This window comes from Aquabacterium sp. J223 (genome assembly GCF_024666615.1).
In the GTDB taxonomy this organism is placed as follows: domain Bacteria; phylum Pseudomonadota; class Gammaproteobacteria; order Burkholderiales; family Burkholderiaceae_C; genus J223.
Genome location: NZ_CP088297.1, coordinates 4,226,188 through 4,245,578, shown reverse-complemented (window position 1 = coordinate 4,245,578; position 19,391 = coordinate 4,226,188). Strand labels below are relative to the sequence as shown.

General features: G+C 71.1%; 2 protein-coding genes. Both read left to right on the top strand.

The window, feature by feature from the left end:
* Positions 1 to 2: 2 nt before the first annotated feature.
* The gene (locus tag LRS07_RS19930) at positions 3 to 11,996 is read left to right on the top strand and encodes a CARDB domain-containing protein (protein WP_260499660.1); all 11,994 of its coding nucleotides are present in this window, start codon (positions 3 to 5) and stop codon (positions 11,994 to 11,996) included.
* Complete coding sequence (locus LRS07_RS19925; RefSeq protein WP_312028384.1) at positions 11,920 to 19,377, top strand: SdrD B-like domain-containing protein; 7,458 nt, start codon at positions 11,920 to 11,922, stop codon at positions 19,375 to 19,377. Before LRS07_RS19930 ends, LRS07_RS19925 begins: the two co-directional genes overlap by 77 nt.
* The last annotated feature ends 14 nt before the right edge of the window (positions 19,378 to 19,391 follow it).

The following is a 19,391-nucleotide window of genomic DNA, read 5'->3' as shown; positions in this document are numbered from 1 at the left end:
CCATGGACCAGGTTGTCGCGCTGTCGAAGGGCCTCGGCAAGGCGGTGTCGTCGCTGCTCCATCCCGCGCGGCTGAAGCGGGTGAAGCGCGCCGAACCGGCGTCCCCGACGCCGGCCGGGACGGTGAAGCGCCGCAGCGCCGAGCAGCCGCCCTTCCGCCGCACCGTGCTCTTCGAGGCGCTGGAGCCGAGGCTGCTGCTGTCGGCCGACCTGCTGCCCACCGCCGCGCCGGCGGTGGTGCAGACCCAGGCGGAGGACAAGGGTCCGACGGTCGACCTCAGCCTGCAGCCTCAGTCGGTGTCGCAGGTGCTCGCGCTCAGCGCCGTCGGCCCGGCCGAAGCCGGCGTGCGCACCGGCAGCGCCAACGTGCTCTTCGACGTCTCGACCGGTGAGGAACACGATTTCCTGGTCGACCTGGCGCCTGGGCAACTGCTCAGCGTGTCGGCGGTCTCGCAGAGCGGCGACGGCTTCGATGTCGAGGTGTTCGACGCTGACGGCGACCTGGTGTGGGACGCCTATGGCAACGCCGACGTTCAGCTGCAGGGTTTCGTCGCCGAAGAGGCCGGGCAGCACACCGTGCGGCTCATTCCGCAGGGCGCGGAGGCCGACTACCAGGTCACGCTCGACGTGGCGGTCGACGCCCTCATCGAGGCGGAGCGCCTGGAATCCGACGGCACGAACGATGGCACCTGGGGCGCCGAGGGCCTGGGCGACCACTGGCGCCAGCTGCCGCTGTCCGACACCGCGCGGACGGCCGTCGTCGGGCGCTTGCAGCACGAGCAGTACGGCAGCCGCGACACCTACCGGGTGGACCTGCTGCAGGGCGAGTCGCTCGCCGTCGAGTGGTCGTTGAGCAGCAACGACGGCAGCCTGCGCCTGATGGACCAGTACGGCAACCTGGTCACGGCCGGCGAGCCGCTGGGCAGTGGCCTGCCGTGGGAGGGGCCGCAGGGGCTGCGTCACTTCGTGGCCGACGACGACGGCACCTACTACCTGGAGGTGCAGCTGTACGGCCGGTCGGACCTGGCCGGCCAGCAGGTCGACTACACGCTCGTCGCGGCCCGCAACGCCAGCCTCGACCCGGACCTGACCGAGGCCCTGGGCCTGGGCCTGTCGCAACTCGGCTTCGCCCCCGCCCAGCCGGTGGAAGTGGCGGGCCTGCAGACGCTGAACAGCGGCACCAGCGGCAGCGTGTTCACGGCGGTGGCCAGCGGCGGCACGGTGACGATCGACCTCTACCTGGTGGCCGACCGCTCGCTGTCCGATGAGCAGCCCACCTTGCTGCCCAGCGTCTTCGACGACGACGGCCTGCCGTTGGCGCTGACCGAACAGGCGCCGCCCGGCGGCCCGGGCAGCCGCCGCTTCACCACCACCGCGGTGGCTGGCGCCGAGCTGAGCATCAGCGTGGCAGCCACTGCCAATGCGCAGTACCTGCTGCAGGTCACCGGCGCGGCGTCCGCCGACAGCGCCCCGCAGCTGGTGAGCAGCGGCTTCGACGATGGCCTCGTCGGTGCGTTCTCGGGGTGGCAGTACGTGCAGTTCAACGAGCCGATCCGGCAGGACCAGCTCGGCTACCTCGAACTGCGCAGGGAGAACGGCGACTATGTCGACACCGTCTACCCGATCGCCAACTACGGCGACGGACGCGGGTTCTGGGTCCAATTGCCGAGCGGCCTGAATGGCGGCCTGTACACGCTGCAGAGCCCGGACCCGTCCGTGCGCGACCTCACCGGTCAGTTCGCCGATCCGTTGCAGTTCAGCTTCCTGGTCGACGACGACCGGCCGACGCTCGAATCCTCCCAGCCGCAGGACGGCGGTGAGCTGGGCGCGGGCCAGACCTTCACGCTGAACTTCAGCGAGGCGATGAACACCGCCTACTGGCCCGACCCGAGCTTCTACGACGACGAGGACCAGCAGGTCTTTCCGCAGTGGTCGCACCAGTGGAGCGCCGATGGGCGGTCGCTGACCATCACCCTGGAGAGCGCACTGGCCGAAGGCCAGTACGAGATGCGTCTGCCGCCATGGGCGCTGCAGGACGAGGCCGGCAACGAAGTGGACACGAACGCCGGCACACCGGAGGTCGACCCCCTGGTGCTGAGCTTCACGACCGACCTGACCGAGTACGCGCTGCCGGCGTTCATCGCGCGCGAACCCTTCGGCTCGCTGGTGTACAGCACGGGCCGCGATGCGACGCTCGGCGCGCCGGACGACCAGGACGAGCTGACCTTCGAACTGACGGCGGGCACCGTGTTCTCCGCGGTGGTCTCCAGCCAGCTGGGGCAGCCGGCAAGCGCCCTGCCGCAGCTGCGCCTGGCCGTGGTCGATCCCAATGGCGACGAGGTCGCCGTGGTCGAGGCCCAGCAGGCGGGCCGGGTGCTGCTGATCCCGGACCTCGAAGCCACCCTGGACGGCACCTGGCGGCTGCGCATCAGCTCGCTCGACGGCGGCACCGGGCTGTACAACGCGTCGGTGATTCGCGGCGCGATGGTGCAGCGCGAAGGTGTGCAGGTTGCCGACGTCGTCCAGCCCAGCAACCACACGCGTGCGAACGCGGAGGATCTGGAGTTGGGCCGCCTTCAGCTGGCCCCCGGCATCGACCGGCTGGCCAGCGTGGGGCGCTTCGTGCCGGGCTTCGACAGCGGCACCGGCACGGTCACGCCGGACTTCGACTTCTTCCGCTTCACGCTCGAGGCCGGCCAGAGCGCCAGCATCGTGCTGGCGGTGCAAGGCGAGCAGGCCGTCAACAACCTTCGCATCGGCCTGTACGACGACAGTGGCAACTTGGCGGCCGGCACGGGCCAGTTGCTGGCGGCGTCCATCGCATCGCCGAACGCCGACCGAGTGATCCTCGACTTCACCAACACCACCGGCCAGGTGATGACGTTGTATGCGCGGGCGCGAGGGGAAACCGGCGCCCGCTACACGATGCTCGTCACCCGCGGTGCCACCTTCGACGTCGGCCCGCTGGACAACCAGGCGCAGCCGCTCGGGCCCAGCGGCGCTGTGCTGGGCGGGCTGGCGGGGCAGCCCAGCGGCAGCATCGGCACCGACCTGCCGACGACCACGTCCGTCAGCTTCACCCAGTACCTGTACGACGGCGACGGTTTCCAGTGGGACATCGGGGAAGACGGCTCCATCAGCGACGGCACCGACGACGCCTACGACGGCGGCCTCTACCTGTACGTGGACGACACCGCGGACGGCCAGGGCGCCCAGTACTTCTACCGCGATGGCGATGCGCTGGAGCTGAACGGCCGCCAGGTGGTGGTGGCCGACACCCCGCTGACCGACATCCGGGTGGGCCGCAAGATCTTCGTGCCCACCGACGCCGGCTTTGCCCGCTTCCTCGAGACCTTCACCAACAACAGCGACCAGGTCCGCGAGATCTCCGTCGAGCTGCGGACCAACCTGGGGTCGGACAGCGGCACCCAGCTCATCGCCACCTTCTCCGGCGACCAGTTCTACGACGCCGGCGACCAATGGCTGGTCACCGACGACGGCTCCAACGGTGGCGGCGATCCGTCGATGGCCCACGTGCTGTGGGGCGCCGGGGGCGAGCCGCCCAGCCTGGCCTCGCGCTCGGGCGACAACCTGACCCAGCGGTGGACGCTCACCCTGCAGCCGGGCGAAACCAAGGCGCTGCTGCACTTCGCGGTGCAGGCGATCAACCGGGCCGATGCGCAGGCGACGGCCGTCCAGCTGGCCGGAGCGCCGGAGGACGCGCTGGAAGGCCTCAGCTCCGCCGAGCGCCGCGCCGTCGTCAACTTCTCCGGCATCGCGCCGGAGGGCTTCTCCTTCTACGCCACCGCCGGTGACACCGTCGACTTCAGCGTGCAGGCGCTGAACGACGGCGGGTTGCCGCTGCGGCTGATCGTGCTCGACCCCAACGGCCAGCAGGTGTTCGACACCGGCGCCGCGCCCTTCCCGTTCGGCGGCCTGTCCACCGGCGCCACGCTCGGCCTGACCGGCGCCTACACCGTCGAGGTCGACGGTGGCGGCGCGGTGGGCGAGTACCTGCTGCAGGTGAACGGCAACACCGGCACGCCGTCGGCGCCGCAGATCGTGCTCAGCACGCCGGAAGACGGCGACACCACCCCTGGCCTGCCGGGCTACATCGACCTGCAGTTCGACACCTTCCTGCGCCAGGACTCGGTGCAGGCAAGCGACCTGCAGCTCGATGCCACCACGCTGGCCGCGGGCGGCGGCGTGACGTCGGTGGAGATCGTCAACGGCCGCCGCCTGCGCTTTCACCTGGCGCCGCTGACCGGTGACCGCACGGTGAACTGGAACGTCGCGGCCGGGGCCTTCACCGGCTTGGACGGCCAGCTCAGCCAGGCGGGCAGCGGCGGTTTCGACGTCGACGGTTCGGCGCCCTTCGTGGCGGCGCAGTTGCCCAACACCAGCGTGCCGGCGCCGCTCTCCCGCGCCGAGTTCATCTTCTCCGAGCCGCTGGACAGCACCACCGTCTCGATCGACGACGTCATCGCCTTCACCGGCCCGGACGGGACGGACCTGCGCAACCAGGTCTACCAGGTCAGCCTGATCAACGGCGACACGGTGCGGGTGGACTTCTATTCGCAGTACGCCGCCGGCGACTACACGCTGGTGCTGGGTCCGCAGATCCGCGACCTGGCCGGCAACCTGATGGACGAGGACCTCGACGGCATCGCCGGCGAGGCCAACGACGCCTACTTCGCCACCATCACGCTGCGGCACTTCGACCTGGTGCCGCAGACGGTGGGCACGCCCACCTCGGTGCTGCTCGGTCAGTACATCGAAACGACCTTCCAGGTGGTGAACGGCGGCGACGAGGCCCTGCCGGCCGGCCGCTGGTGGTACGACCGCGTCCAGCTCGTGCGCGAAAGCGACAACGTGGTGGTGCGCACGCAGGACTACTACCGCTACCAGAACGAGGCACTGCAGCCGCAGCAGAACTACACCGTCAACACCTCGTTCTACGTCCCCATCGACGCCAACATCACCGAGGGTGGCTACCGGCTGCGCCTGGTGACGGACGCCTACGGCTACCAGGCCGAAGGCAACGAGGCCAACAACACGCTGTCGTCGGACGTGTTCCAGGTCACCGCACCCGACCTGCCCGACCTGGTGCCGAGCAACGTGCACGCCCCCGCCAGCGCCGCCGGGAACACCCGCATCACCATCCACTGGACGTCGACCAACAGCGGCGAGGCAGCAACGCCGTCGGGCTTCTACGACCGCATCGAGCTGGTCAACAGCTTCGGCAACGTCCAGCAGAGCGTGGACGTGTGGTACCCCAACACGCTGGCCGTGGGCGAGTCCGTCTCGCGCAGCCATGAGTGGGTGCTGAGCCCCGACCTGCCGGCGGGCAACTACACCGTGCGCGTGCGCGCCGACGTCTACAACTACCTGCAGGAGCACGTCGGCGAGAACAACAACACCGCCACGTCGCCGACGACGCTGGTGCTCGGGGCGCCGCAATTGTCCGACCTGGCCAACGTGCGCCTGGACAACGCCCTGCCCGCCAACATCACCCTGGGCGACACGCTGACCCTCAACTACCGGGTGGACAACGTCGGCACCGGCCGCACGCAGAACGTCGGCTGGTACGACCGCATCTACCTGGTGCGGGCCGACCAGCCCAACACCATCCTGCGTTCCCAGGACGTGTTCGCCGGCGACGGCGAGTTCGGCGTGGCCGCCGGCGGCGAGTACTTCCGCAGCGTCAGCTTCCCGCTGCCCATCGACGGCTCGCTGCCGGCCGGCAACTACCTGATCCGCATCGACGCGGACTACTACAACTACCTCACCGAGGCGAGCAACACGAACAACCGCCTCGAGATCCCGATCACGGTGACCGTGCCGCCGCTGGGCAACATCACCGTCACCGAGGTCAGCGGGCCGGCGACGGCCTTCGCCGGCACCGAGGTCGACGTCACCTGGCGCCTGAACAACACCGGCAACGGCGACCTGCTGTACCGCTACGGCAGTTCCTACCACTACCTGCACGACCGGCTGTACCTGGCCAACGGCGCGGGCAGCCTGCTGTACTACCTGGGCGACTTCCAGTTCTCCAGCCAGATCGCCGCGGGCGGCGACGTGCTGCGCACGCAGCGGGTGACGCTGCCGGAGAACGTCACCGCCGGCAGCTACTACCTGGTGGTGCTGAGCGACATCTTCGACTACGTCAACGAGCACACCGGCGAGAGCGACAACCGCGGCACGGCCGTCGCGTCGATCGCCATCAGCCAGCCGCCGCGGGTGGACCTGCAGGTGCCCAGCGTCACCGTGCCGGCCACCGGCACCACGGGTGGCCCGATCACCGTGCAGTGGCAGACGCGCAACGCCGGCCAGGCCGCCTTCAGCGGCGCCTTCAACGAGCGCATCGAGTTCTCCACCTCGTCGAACTTCAGCAGCAATGTCCGCCATGTCGGCACCAGCCGCTTCACCGGCGACATCGCCACCGGCCAGACCGTCGACCGCTCGGCCCAGGTCGACCTGCCGATCGACATGCCCGGCACCTGGTACGTGCGGGTGACCTCGGACATCAACAACGAGGTCTACGAGTACCAGCTGGAGAACAACAACAGCGCGGTGGCGCCGACCACCGTCGTGCTGTCGCTGCCGGCGCTGCCGGACCTGCAGGTCACCGACATCTCGGCGCCGGCCACCGCCACCGCCGGCGGCACGGTGACCGTCACCTACACGGTGACGAACAACGGCACCGCCCCGTCCGGTCCGCGGCGCGACTACGTGCAGCTGCAAAGCCTCGCCGGCAGCCTGTGGACCCTGGGCCTCATCGTCGAGGCCAGCGACCCGATCGCCGCCGGCGCCAGCCAGGTGCGCCAGGCCATCTTCAACCTGCCGCTCAACTCCGGCAACACCGAGTACACCGGCACGCTGCGCGCCCGGGTGGACAGCGACTACTACGGCGAGGTCGCCGAGTACCCGAACGAGAACAACAACGGCGCCAACGACAACGCCGTCATCACCGTCGGCCTGCCGCCGCTGCCCGACCTGCGGGTGACCGACATCGTGGCGCCGGCCTCGGCCTTCACCGGCGCGGAAGTCCCGTTGCGCTGGACGGTGACGAACGAAGGCACCGCCGCGCTCACGGGCAGCTGGACCGATTCGATCTACCTGTCCGCCGACGGCACCATCGACGGCAGCGACCGCTTCCTCGGCAGCTTCTCCATCGAGGCGTCGCTGGCCGCGGGCGGCTCGCTGGAGCGGGTGCAGAACCTCGTCCTGCCGATCGACCTCACCGGACCCTACCGCCTGCTGATCCGCACCGACGCCAGCGGCCAGACCTTCGAAGGCACGGCCGGCGAAGCGGACAACGACGCCGCCGACGGGCAGACGCTGATCCTGCTGCAGAGCCCCATCCCGAACCTGGTGGTGACGGCGGTCAACCCGCCGCAGGACGCGTTCTCCGGCCAGCCCGCCACCATCGGCTGGACGGTGCGCAACACCGGCACGGGCTCGACCAGCGCGCCCTACTGGTACGACCGCGTCTACCTGTCGCTGGACGACACGCTGAGCGCCAACGACACCTTCCTGGGCGATGTCGTCAACCCCAGCTACCTGGACGTCAACGGCGAGTACAGCAGCCAGCTCACGGTCACCCTGCCGCAGGGCATCGACGCCAACTACCGCTTCATCGTCGTCACCGACGTCTACAACCAGGTCTTCGAAGGCACGCTCGCCACGCCGGCCGAGCAGGACAACAGCCGCGTCTCGGCGGCGACGCGCGTGCGGCTGACGCCTCCGCCCGACCTGCGGGTCGAGCAGATCAGTGCCCCTCCGCAGGCCTTCTCCGGCCAGCCGGTCAACATCCAGTGGACGGTGCGCAACGACGTGCTGGCGCCGGACGGCGGGCCGACCCGAACCGCCGCCTGGTGGGACCGCGTGTGGATGTCCACGGACGCCACGCTGGACGGCGGCGACCGCCACCTCGGCGACTTCTTCCGCAGCGGCGCGCTCAACCCGCAGGAGACCTACACCGGCTCGCTGAACGTGCAGCTGCCGATCGGCGTGTCCGGCCCGTTCTACTTCATCGTCGCCAGCGACATCCACAACAACGTCTACGAGCACGTCGCCGAAGGCAACAACACCACGGTGGACAACGTGCCCACCGAGATCCTGCTGACGCCGCCGCCCGACCTCGAGATCGTCGACACCGACTTCGCGGCCAGCGTGCGCGCGGGCACCACCTTCAGCGTGCAGTACCGGGTGGAGAACCTCGGCGCCACCGCCACCCCGTCCGCGCAGAGCTGGTGGTACGACCAGGCCTGGCTGTCGCTGGACGGCGTGATCGACGGCTCCGACATCGCGCTCGGCGCGTTCTACCGCTACGGCGGGCTGGCCGTCGAAGGCGGCTACGACGCCGTCATGAGCGTGGTGCTGCCCAACACCGCGCTCGGCACCTACCGGCTGCTGATGCGGACCGACGGCGGCGACGCGGTGTTCGAGACCGACAACGCCAACAACGTCATCGACGCCGGCCAGGTCACGGTCTTCCAGCAGCGGCCCGACCTGGTGGTCAGCGCCTTCACCGCGCCGTCGCAGGCCGAGGCCGGCCGCAGCGCCAGCTTCTCCTGGACGGTGGCCAACAACGGCACCGGCGACACCATCGCCCAGGGCTGGACCGACAGCCTGTGGGGCAGCGTCGACGCCATCATCGGCAACAACGACGACTTCCTCATCGGCAACGTGGCGCATGCCGGCGTGCTGGCACCGGGCGGCAGCTACGACGTCGCCATCGCGCCGGTGCTGCCGTTCTCGATCAAGGGACCGGTCAACTTCTACCTGCGCACCGACGGCGGCGGCCAGGTCTTCGAGTCCGACGAGGCCAACAACGTCAGCAGCCTGCTGACGACGCAGGTGCTGCGGGTCGAGCCCGACCTGCAGGTGATCGAAGCGACGGCCACGCCGGTGGACGGCAACCCGCGTGCGTTCGACGTGCGCTACGTGGTGCGCAACAACGGCGCCAACGCCACCAACGTCAACTACTGGTACGACGGCATCTGGCTGTCCACCGATGCGACGCTCGGCGCCGGTGACACCCGGCTGTCCGCACCGCGGCGCGGCAACCCGTTGCCGGCGGGCGGCCAGTACACCGTCGAGACCCGCGTCGTGATTCCGCCCTCGGTGCCGGCCGGCAACTACCAGCTGCTGGTGCGCGCCGACGAGGACAACGTCGTCATCGAAGGGGCCGGCGAGTCCGACAACGTGGCGGTCGTGCAACTGCAGCTGCCCGACGGCAGCACCGCGGTGCAGCTGCCGCTGGTGCAGGCCCCGGTGCTGCGGCCCGACCTCACGGTGACCTCGGTGTCGGCGCCGGACGCGGCCTTCAGCGGCCAGCAGGTGACGATCAACTGGACGGTGCTCAACCAGCGCGACGCCTCCGGCGGCGGCTACGACCAGGTCTACCTGTCCAAGGACCTGTTCCTCGACAACGGCGACCTCTCGCTCGGCTACGTCGGCTTCGGCGCCATGGCCGCCGGCGCCGAGCGCCAGTCCAGCCTGCTGGCCAACCTGCCGGTGGGCCGCAGCGGGCCCTACTACGTCCTGGTCAAGACCGACGCCGGCAACTACATCGCCGAGCCGGACGCGGAGCTGAACAACATCGGCTACGACCCCGACCTGCTCAACATCACGCTGGCGCCGCCGGCCGACCTGGTGGCCGGCGAGATCACCCCTGCCGGCCAACGCCACGCCGGGCCAGGCGATGTCGGTCACCTACACCGTCCACAACGCCAGCAGCAACCCGGCGGTGGGCGGCTGGCGCGACACGCTGTACCTGTCGCTGGACGACACGCTGGACGCCGGCGACGTGGTCTTCGGCGGCCTCGACGTCTGGGGGCCGGTGGCCGCCAACGGCAGCTACACCCGCACGCTCAACGCCACCGTGCCCGGCATCACGCCGGGCACCTAAAGCATCATCGTGCGCAGCGACGTGCGCAACGTGCTGCCCGAGGCCAACGAGGCCAACAACCTCTCCGCCTCGCTGAACAACGTCGTCATGGACGTGCCGGCGCTGCAGATCGGCGTGCCGCTCGCCGGCACGCTGCAGGCCGGTCAGGCGCTGTTCTTCAAGGTGCAGGTGGGCTCCGGCGAGGCGCTGCGCTTCATCCTCGACGGCCCCGGCGACGACGTCGGCCACGAGCTGTTCGCCCGCTTCGGCGCCATGCCGACGCGGTCGATCAACGACGCCAACACCGGCGAGCAGTTCTCGCCCGACCCGGCCATCACCGTGGCCGAAACGCAGGCCGGCACGTACTACGTGCGCCTCGACGCCTCGCCCTTCCAGGGCGGCAACTACTCGATCCGCGCGGTGCTGGTGCCGTTCTCGATCGAGAACGTCGGCGCCCGCACGGTGGGCAATTCGGGCGAGGCCACGCTGCGCATCGACGGCGCCCGCTTCACCCCGACCACCCGCTTCGAGATGGTCGGCCCCGACGGCGAACGCCACGTCGCGCACCAGGTGGTGCTGGCCGACGCCGGCCGCGCCTACGTCACCTTCGACCTGTTCGGCGCGGTGGCCGGCGACTACGACCTCTACGCCACCCGCACGCTGGCCGACGGCAGCACGCTGGAGGCCGAGCTGGCCGACAGCGTCAAGGTGGTCACCGGCGTCGGCGCCGACGCCTTCCTGACCATCACCGGCCCGACGGCGGTGCAGGTCAACCGCGACGCCAGCTTCTACCTCAACTACAGCAACGACGGCGACGCCGACACGATGGCGCCGCTGATGATCGTGACGCCCTCGGCCGGCACCACGGTGGGCATCAACTCCGCGTCGCTGTCGTCGACGCCGCTGTTCCTGCTCGGCGCCAGCCTGGACGGCCCGATGGACCTGCTGCGCCCGGGCGCCAAGTACACCATCCCGGTGGCGTACAAGGCGCCGGGCCAGTCGGGCTTCCTCAGCATCGAGGCCCGGCCGGTGCAGGCCGACAGCACCGAGCTGGTCGGCGACTGGTCGGTGATCGAGGCGTCGCTGCGTCCGGTGGGCGTGGACGCCAACGACTGGCAGTACTTCTGGGGCCGGGTGCAGCCGGCCATCGGCAACACGCTGGGCAACCTGGTGCAGGTGCTCAACGACATGGTCAAGCGCCTGTCGCCCGCGGGCGACCCGATCCGCGACGTGCGGTCGTTGTTCGCCGCGCAGATGGCGGCCGACCTCGACTGGATGCCGGCGCAGCAGGTCACCGGCCAGTTGCTGGCCGCCGGCGACGGCGCCGCGCAGGCCGGTGTGCAGGTGCAGCTGATCCAGCAGCGCGGCGAAGGCTGGCGCATCGTCGGCTCGGCGGTCACCAACGCCGACGGCAGCTTCGCCTTCAGCGGCGTCAAGGCCGGCAGCTACTACTTCACCGTCGCATCCGGCCAGCTCGACATGGACCGCGACGGCACCGCCGACAGCGCGCTGCCGCAGCTCGTGGTGCCGGCCAACGCCGCGCCGGGCGCCACCACGCTCTACGCCATCGCGCCGGCGCCGGAAGCGCCGGTGGTGCGGCAGGACAGCGACCCCGAGCTGGTGGTCGACAGCCAGGGCGTGGTGCACATGTTCTGGCGCCGCGGCGACCACTTCTTCCACGCCTTCCAGCAGGACGGGCAGTGGGTGGAAGCGCGGCCGATCTCCGAGGAGACCAGCGCCGCCAACCTGGCGGTGGTGGCGGGCGCCACCGTCATCGGCGGCCAGCCGGGCCTGGTGGCCGTCTGGGAGCAGGGCAACGGCAACGACACCGAGCTGTGGGCGGCGGCGGGCATGAAGGACCCGTCGGGCAGCGGCTACATCTGGTCCCGGCCGGTGCAGATCACCAACGGGTCGGTGGCCAGCTACTCGCCGGACATCGAGATCGACGAGAACGGCAACGCGCTGCTGGTCTTCCAGCGCCGCGACTTCGCGGTGCAGGACGACGCCGACCTCTACGCCTTCACCATGATGGTGGACCCGGTGGCGCTGCAGTGGAGCGAGGTGGCCGCGGCCACCGACGCCACCACCGCCGCCGCCGGTGAGCTGGAGCCGCAGGCCACCCAGCAGGTGAGCGTGGGCTACGGCAAGGAGTTCGGCCCCTACGAGTTCGCCGGTTTCAGCTTCAAGACCGGCATCGAGGGCACGGCGGTGGCCACCCTCGACGACGCCGCCTGCCAGACCACGGTGGGCCTCAATGCCAAGGGCTCGATCGCGGTGCGCGTGCCCGGCTGGGGCCGCGCGGTGGGCGAGGGCCAGGCCCGCGGCAGCGGTGTCTGGAACGTCGACCCGGCCACGCAGGACTGGAAGTGGGCCGGCGGCCAGATCGACATCAACGCGTCGATCAAGTTCGAGATCAAGGACGGCCTCTTCCGCCTGCTGCAGGCGGTGCCGCCGGTGGCCCCGCTGGCCACCGCGCTGCGCTCGGCGATGAACTTCGTCTCCAGCAAGACCGGCGGCGCCATCCGGCTGGAGAACGGCATCATCGCCGGCCCGATCAGCTTCGAGGCCAAGGACCTGCGCTGGAGCACCCAGTCGCCGTTCCCCAACTTCGTGTGGCCCGATTCGGTGGGCGAGATGTCCATCGGCGGCGAGGTCGGCCTGTACGGCAAGGCCCTCGTCAAGGCCTGGGACGCCGAGCTGAGCCTGGAGGGCCGCGTCGGCCTCAAGGCTAAGGTCTACCCGAGCTTCCAGCTCGACGCCGGCTACACCGCCAGCATCACCGGCAAGGTGATGGGCTGGACGCTGATCAACGGCGAGTGGAGCGACTCCACCACCCTGATCCAGGGCCTGGGCACCGCGGCCGACGGCCCGCAGGGCCCGATCGACGCCAGCGAGCTGATCTTCGTCTGGGACCCGGCGGCGACGCTGGGCACCACCAACGTTTACGGCAGCGGCGCCATCGACGACGACGTGGCCACCAACCGCGTCAGCGACTCGCCGATGCGGCTGGCCCGCGCCAGCGACGGCAGCGTGGTCGGTGTCTTCGCCCGCGACGGCGACGCGGTGGCCGGCGAGATCGGCAACCGGGTGATGGTCAGCACCCACACGGCGTCGGGCTGGAGCGACGAAGTCGCGATCGCCGACACCCTCGGCTTCAACGGCGAGGGCGTGGTCACCGTGCTGTCCAACGGCGACCGGCTGGTGGTGTGGTCCCACGCCTCGGCCGCGGGCCTGACCACCGCGTCGGACATCGACGACGTGATGGAGGCGCGCCGCCACTCCGACATCTACTACGCGCTGGACACCGGCAGCGGCTTCGGCAGCCCGGTGCGGCTGGCCAGCCTGGCCGGCAGCGACACCGACCTGTCGATCGCGCGCGGCGCCGACGGCAGCGTCGCCATCGCCTGGGTCAACGACAGCGGCACCGAGCAGGTGCTGTACGCCGCCCAGTGGACCGGCAGCGGCTTCGCCGCGCCGACCGAGGTCACCCGCAGCACCGGCGTGCTGTCCGACGTCAGCCTGGTCATCACCAACGGCGACCTGCTGCTGGCGTGGAACCTCGACACCGACAAGGCGGACGACACCAACGACCTGGCGCTGCACACCGCGCTGGTGGACGGGCTGGCCATCACCACCGGCGAGTTCGAGACCAGCGCGCTGGCGGAGGAGTACGAGAAGGTGCTCGCGCCGCCGCCGGCGGACCCGGTGGGCCTGGGCGACGCCGGCTTCTTCGGCACGCTGTCCGGCTGGCCGCCGTTCGCCGTGCCGGAGGAGTGCAAGACCTGCACGCCCGAGAAGCTGAAGAAGATCACCGAGGCGGCGCCCGACTGCCGGCCCGGTGGCGGCTCGGAGACCACCCTCGACAGCAAGAAGTGCGAGGAGAAGACGATCACCTACGCACCCTGCGTGGTGCAGCCGCGCGACCCCAACGACATCATCGGCCCCGACGGGTTCGGCGAGGAACGCTGGGTGGCGGCGTCGGACACGCTGTCCTACATGATCCGCTTCGAGAACGCGGCGGACGCGACGGCACCGGCCCAGGTGGTCACCGTGACCCAGGTGCTCGACGAGGACCTGGACCCGCGCACCTTCCGCGTCGACGACTTCGGCTTCGCCGACTTCCGCAGCGAGCAGCCGGCCAACGCCTCCTTCTTCCAGACCCGCATCGACCGCACCGAGGAGCAGGGCATCTTCATCGACGTGTCGGCCCGCATCGACACGACGACGCGCACCATCACCTGGGTCTTCACCTCCATCGACCCGGAGACCGGCGAGGTGCCGGTGGACGCCACCAAGGGCTTCCTGCAGCCCAACGACGAGACCGGCCGCGGCGACGGTTTCATCTCCTACACCATCAAGGCCAGGCGCACGGTGGAGACGGGCACCGTCATCGACGCCGAGGCGCGCATCGTCTTCGACACCCAGGGCCCGATCGACACCCCGCCGATCTTCAACACCCTGGACGCCGGCAAGCCCAGCAGCGCCGTGCAGGCGCTGCCCGCGACCAGCGAGAGCACCCAGTTCACCGTGAGCTGGTCGGGCACCGACGACGAGGGCGGCTCGTCGATCCGCGACTACGACGTCTACGTCAAGACCAACGACGGCGCCTGGACGCTGTGGCTGTTCAACACCACCGACACCGAAGGCGTGTTCGAGGGCGAGGGCGGCAACAGCTACGCCTTCTACAGCGTGGCGCGCGACAACGCCGGCAACGTCGAGGCCGCGCCCGCGGTGGCCGACGCCAGCACCCTGGTGCTGGGGCAGACGGGCAGCATCTCGGGCATCGTCTTCAACGACATCGACGCCGACGGCACGCGCGATGCCGACGAAGCCGGCCTGGCGGGCTGGACGGTGTTCCTCGACGGCGACGCCGACGGCGTGCTCGACAACACCGAGAGCAGCACCGTCACCGACGCGCTGGGCAACTGGCGCTTCGACGGCCTGCAGCCGGGCAGCTACCCGGTCACGCTGGTGAAACAGGCCGACTTCGACGTCACGGCGCCGGCCACCGGCGTGCACAGCGTGACGCTGGTCGGCGGCGACACCGCCGACGACCGAGCCTTCGGCGTGCTGCCGCTGGGCAGCATCTCCGGCACGCAGTTCGAGGACACCGACGGCGACGGTGTGTTCGACGCCGGCGAACAGGGCGTGGCCGGCTGGACCATGTTCCTCGACGATGACGGCGACGGCCAGCTCGACGCCGGCGAACGCAGCACCGTCACCGCGGCCGACGGCACCTACACCTTCACCGGCCTGCGTGCCGGCAGCTACCGGGTGGCGCAGGTCATCCCCGAGGGGTGGATCCAGACGCTGCCGGGCACCGCGTCGGCCAACACCAGCGTGGTCACGCTGTCCGGCTCGCTGGCGTCCATCAGCCTGCCGGCCTGCGCCTGCGGCGGCACCATCACCACGGTGGCGGCGCAGCAGGCCGGCTGGGACGAGCAGCTCACCGAGCTGGACAGCCTGCGCGCCGACCCGGTGTTCGCCGACCTCGACGGCCGCGGCGTGCGCGTGGTCGTCATCGACACCGGCATCGACCGCAGCCACGAGTTCTTCGACGGCCGCATCGTCTACCAGTACGACTTCGCCGACAACGACGCCGATGCGACCGACGTCAACGGCCACGGCACCCACGTCGCCGGCGTCATCGGCGGCGAGGACGCGCTGTTCGGCGGCGTGGCCCCGGGGGTCGAGCTGATCGTGCTGAAGGTCTTCGGCGACGACGGCAGCGGCTCCTTCCGCCACCTCGAGCGCGCGCTGCAGTGGGTGGTGGCCAATGCCGACGCCTACAACATCGGCGTGGTCAACCTGTCGCTGGGCGACGGCGGCAACTGGGGCGATGCGGTGTCGCGCTACGGCCTCGGCGACGAGTTCGCCGCGCTGCAGGCGCAGAGCATCATCTCGGTGGCGGCGGCGGGCAACAACTACGCGCAGGTCAACGCGCTCGGCGTGGCCTACCCGGCCGCCGACCCGGCGGTGCTGGCGGTGGGCGCGGTGTGGAGCGGCGACTTCGGCGGCCCCTGGCGCTTCGGCAACGGCGGCGTGGACGAGGCCACCGGCGCCGACCACATTGCGAGCTTCAGCCAGCGCGACGACGAACTGCTCGACGCCTTCGCCCCCGGCGCCCGCCTCACGTCGGCCGCCATCGGCGGCGGCGTGCGCAGCATGCAGGGCACCAGCCAGTCGGCGGCCTACGTGTCCGGCGTGGCGGCGCTGGCCCAGCAAGCGGCGCGCGAGCACCTCGGCCGCAGCCTGACGGTGGAGGAGTTCCGCACGCTGCTGGTGTCCACCGCCACCTGGATCCACGACGGCGACGACGAGCGCGACAACGTGGTCAACAGCGAACTGGACTTCCCGCGGCTGGATGCCAAGGGCCTGATCCAGGCGCTGATGGCGCTGGCCCCGGCCAACGGCGGCGGCACCGGCGGCGATGGCGGCGGCGGCACCGGCGACGACGGCGAGCCGCCGGCGCTGCCCAGCACCGACGGCGGCGCCATCGACGTGGTGCTGGCCGTGGACGAGGACCGCGGCGACGTCAACTTCGGCGCCTTCGAGCTGGCCAGCCTCGGCGGCACGGTGTTCGACGACCTGGACGGCGACGGCGTGCAGGACGCCGGCGAGGCCGGCATCGTCGGCGCCACCGTCTTCGTCGACCTGGACGGCGACGGCGTGCTCGACGCCGGCGAAGCCGGCACGACCACCGGCGCCGGCGGCGCCTGGTCGCTGACCAACCTCGGGCCGGGCACCCTGACGGTGGCGGAGACCCTGCCCGCCGGCTGGGCGCGCACGACGGTGGCCTCGCATGCGGTGGCCATCACCAGCGGCCTGGTCGCGACCGGCCTCGACTTCGGCCGCCGCGACATCGCCCCGGTGGCGGTGGACGACACCGCCAACGTGGTCGAGGGCCAGACGGTCACCGGCAACGTGCTGGACAACGACAGCGACCCGGGCCGGGTGGACAACGCGCTGCTCAGCGTGTCGCTGATCGAAGGCCCGGCCATGGGCAGCCTCATCCTCAACGCCGACGGCAGCTTCAGCTACACGGCGGCCAAGCCGTTCACCGGCGTGGTCAGCTTCCGCTACCTGGTCAGCGACGGTGTGAGCACCGATGAAGGCCGTGCCGACATCACCGTGCTGCCCGATGGCAGCTTCGTGCCGGGCACGGTCAGCGGCAAGGTGTTCGACGACCTCGACGGCGACGGCGTGCAGGACGCCGGCGAGGCCGGCATCGCGGGGGCCACCGTGTTCCTCGACGCCGACACCGACGGCGTGCTGGACGCGGGCGAGACCAGCACCACCACCAGCACCGGCGGCGCCTGGAGCTTCGGCGGCCTGGCGGCCGGCACGGTCACCGTCGCCGACGTGCTGCCGGCCGGCTGGCAGCGCACGACGGTGGCCTCGCACGCGGTGGTCATCACCAGCGGCGTCGTCGCCACCGGCCTCGACTTCGGCCGCCGCGACATTGCCCCGGTGGCGGTGGACGACGGCGCCAGCGTGGTGGAAGGCCAGACGGTCACCGGCAACGTGCTGGACAACGACAGCGACCCGGGCCGTGCCGACAACGGCCTGCTGAGCGTCTCGCTGCTCGAAGGCCCGGCCACCGGCAGCCTGACGCTGAACGCCGACGGCAGCTTCAGCTACACGGCGGCCAAGCCGTTCACCGGCGTGGTCAGCTTCCGCTACCTGGTCAGCGACGGCGTCAGCACCGACGAAGGCCAGGCCGACATCACCGTGCTGCCGGACGACAGCTTCGTCCCCGGCACGGTGAGCGGCGCGGTGTTCGACGACCTCGACGGCGACGGCGTGCAGGACGCCGGCGAGGCCGGCATCGCCGGGGCCACCGTGTTCCTCGACGCCGACACGGACGGCGTGCTCGACGCGGGCGAGACCAGCACCACCACCGGTGCCGGCGGCACGTGGACCTTCGGCGGCCTGGCCGCCGGCACGGTCACCGTGGCCGACGTGCTGCCGGCCGGCTGGCAGCGCACGACGGTGGCCTCGCACGCGGTCGTCATCACCAGCGGCGTCGTCGCCACCGGCCTCGACTTCGGCCGCCGCGACATCGCCCCGGTGGCGGTGGACGACGGCGCCAGCGTGGTCGAGGGCCAGACGGTCACCGGCAACGTGCTGGACAACGACAGCGACCCCGGCCGCGCCGACAAGGCGCTGCTCACCGTGTCGCTGATCGAAGGCCCGGCGACCGGCAGCCTGACCCTCAACGCCGATGGCAGCTTTAGCTACACCGCGGCCGCCGGCTTCGTCGGCAACGCCAGCTTCCGCTACGCGGTGAGCGACGGCGTGAGCAGCGACGAAGGGCTGGTCCAGATCACGGTGCTGCACGACATGCTGCGCGTGCAGCAGTTCAGCGGCCGCCACGACGGCTTCGAGGTGGTGTTCTCGCGGCCCTTCGCCAGCGCCGGCCTCGACGTCGGCGGCCTGAGCGGCGACGTGGTGGTGACCAACGAAGGCGGCCAGGTCGTGCCCGGTTCGCTGTTCCTGGCGGCCGATGGCCTGAGCGCACGCTTCCTGGCCACCGGGGCCGGCCTGGCCGACGGCGTCTACCAGGTCAAGCTGGTGTCCGGCGCGCAGGCCTGGCGCGACCTCACCGGCAGCACGCTGGACGGCAACGCCGACGGCACGCCGGGCGACCACTGGCTGGGCAGCTTCACCGTCGCCAAGGGCGGCGCGGTCACCGTCGGCCTGGCCGACGTGGCGCGCGGCCCGGGCCAGGCCCTCGGCCTGGCGCCGGCCGACACCGGCCTGCAGCTGCGCCTGAGCAACGGCAGCGGCGTCACCGCGGTCAGCTTCGTGCTGGCCTACGACCCGGCGCTGCTGGGCGTGGCCACCCTGCAGCGCGGCAGCGGCCTGCCGGCCGGCGCCACCTTCAGCGCGACGGAGCTGACGGCCGGCCGCATCTCGGTGCAGATCGCCAGCGCCACCGCGCTGGCGGCCGGCAGCGTCAACCTGGCGATGCTGGTGGCCACCGTGCCGGCCGGTGCGGCCTACGGTGCGGCGCAGGTGCTGGACGTGCAGAACCTGCAGGTCAACGCGGGGGCCATCGCCGCGCTGGACAACGACGCCACGCACGTGGCGGCGTTCCCCGGCGACCTGAACGGCGACCGCGCGCACACCAACGCCGACCTGGTGCTGATGGACGCGCTGCTGGCCGGCAGCCTGTCGCGGCTGGACGCCTACCCGCGCATCGACGCCGCCCTGCTGGGCGACGCCAACGGCAGCGGCAGCTTCGACGGCATCGACTCGCTGCGCTTCGGCCAGGCGCTGGCCGGCACCGGCTCCGCCATCGTGCGGCTGCCGGGCAGCCCGCCGCCGCCGCCGCCGGTGGTCACGCCGCCGGCACCGCCGGTGGTCAAGGTGCCGCCGGTGGTCAAGCCGATCACGCCGCCGTCGTCGTCCTGGGTCACGCCGCTGGTGTCGCTGTCGGCCACCGTCAGCGCCAACACCAGCATCCGCGTGACCGTCTGAACGCGGGCTTGAGG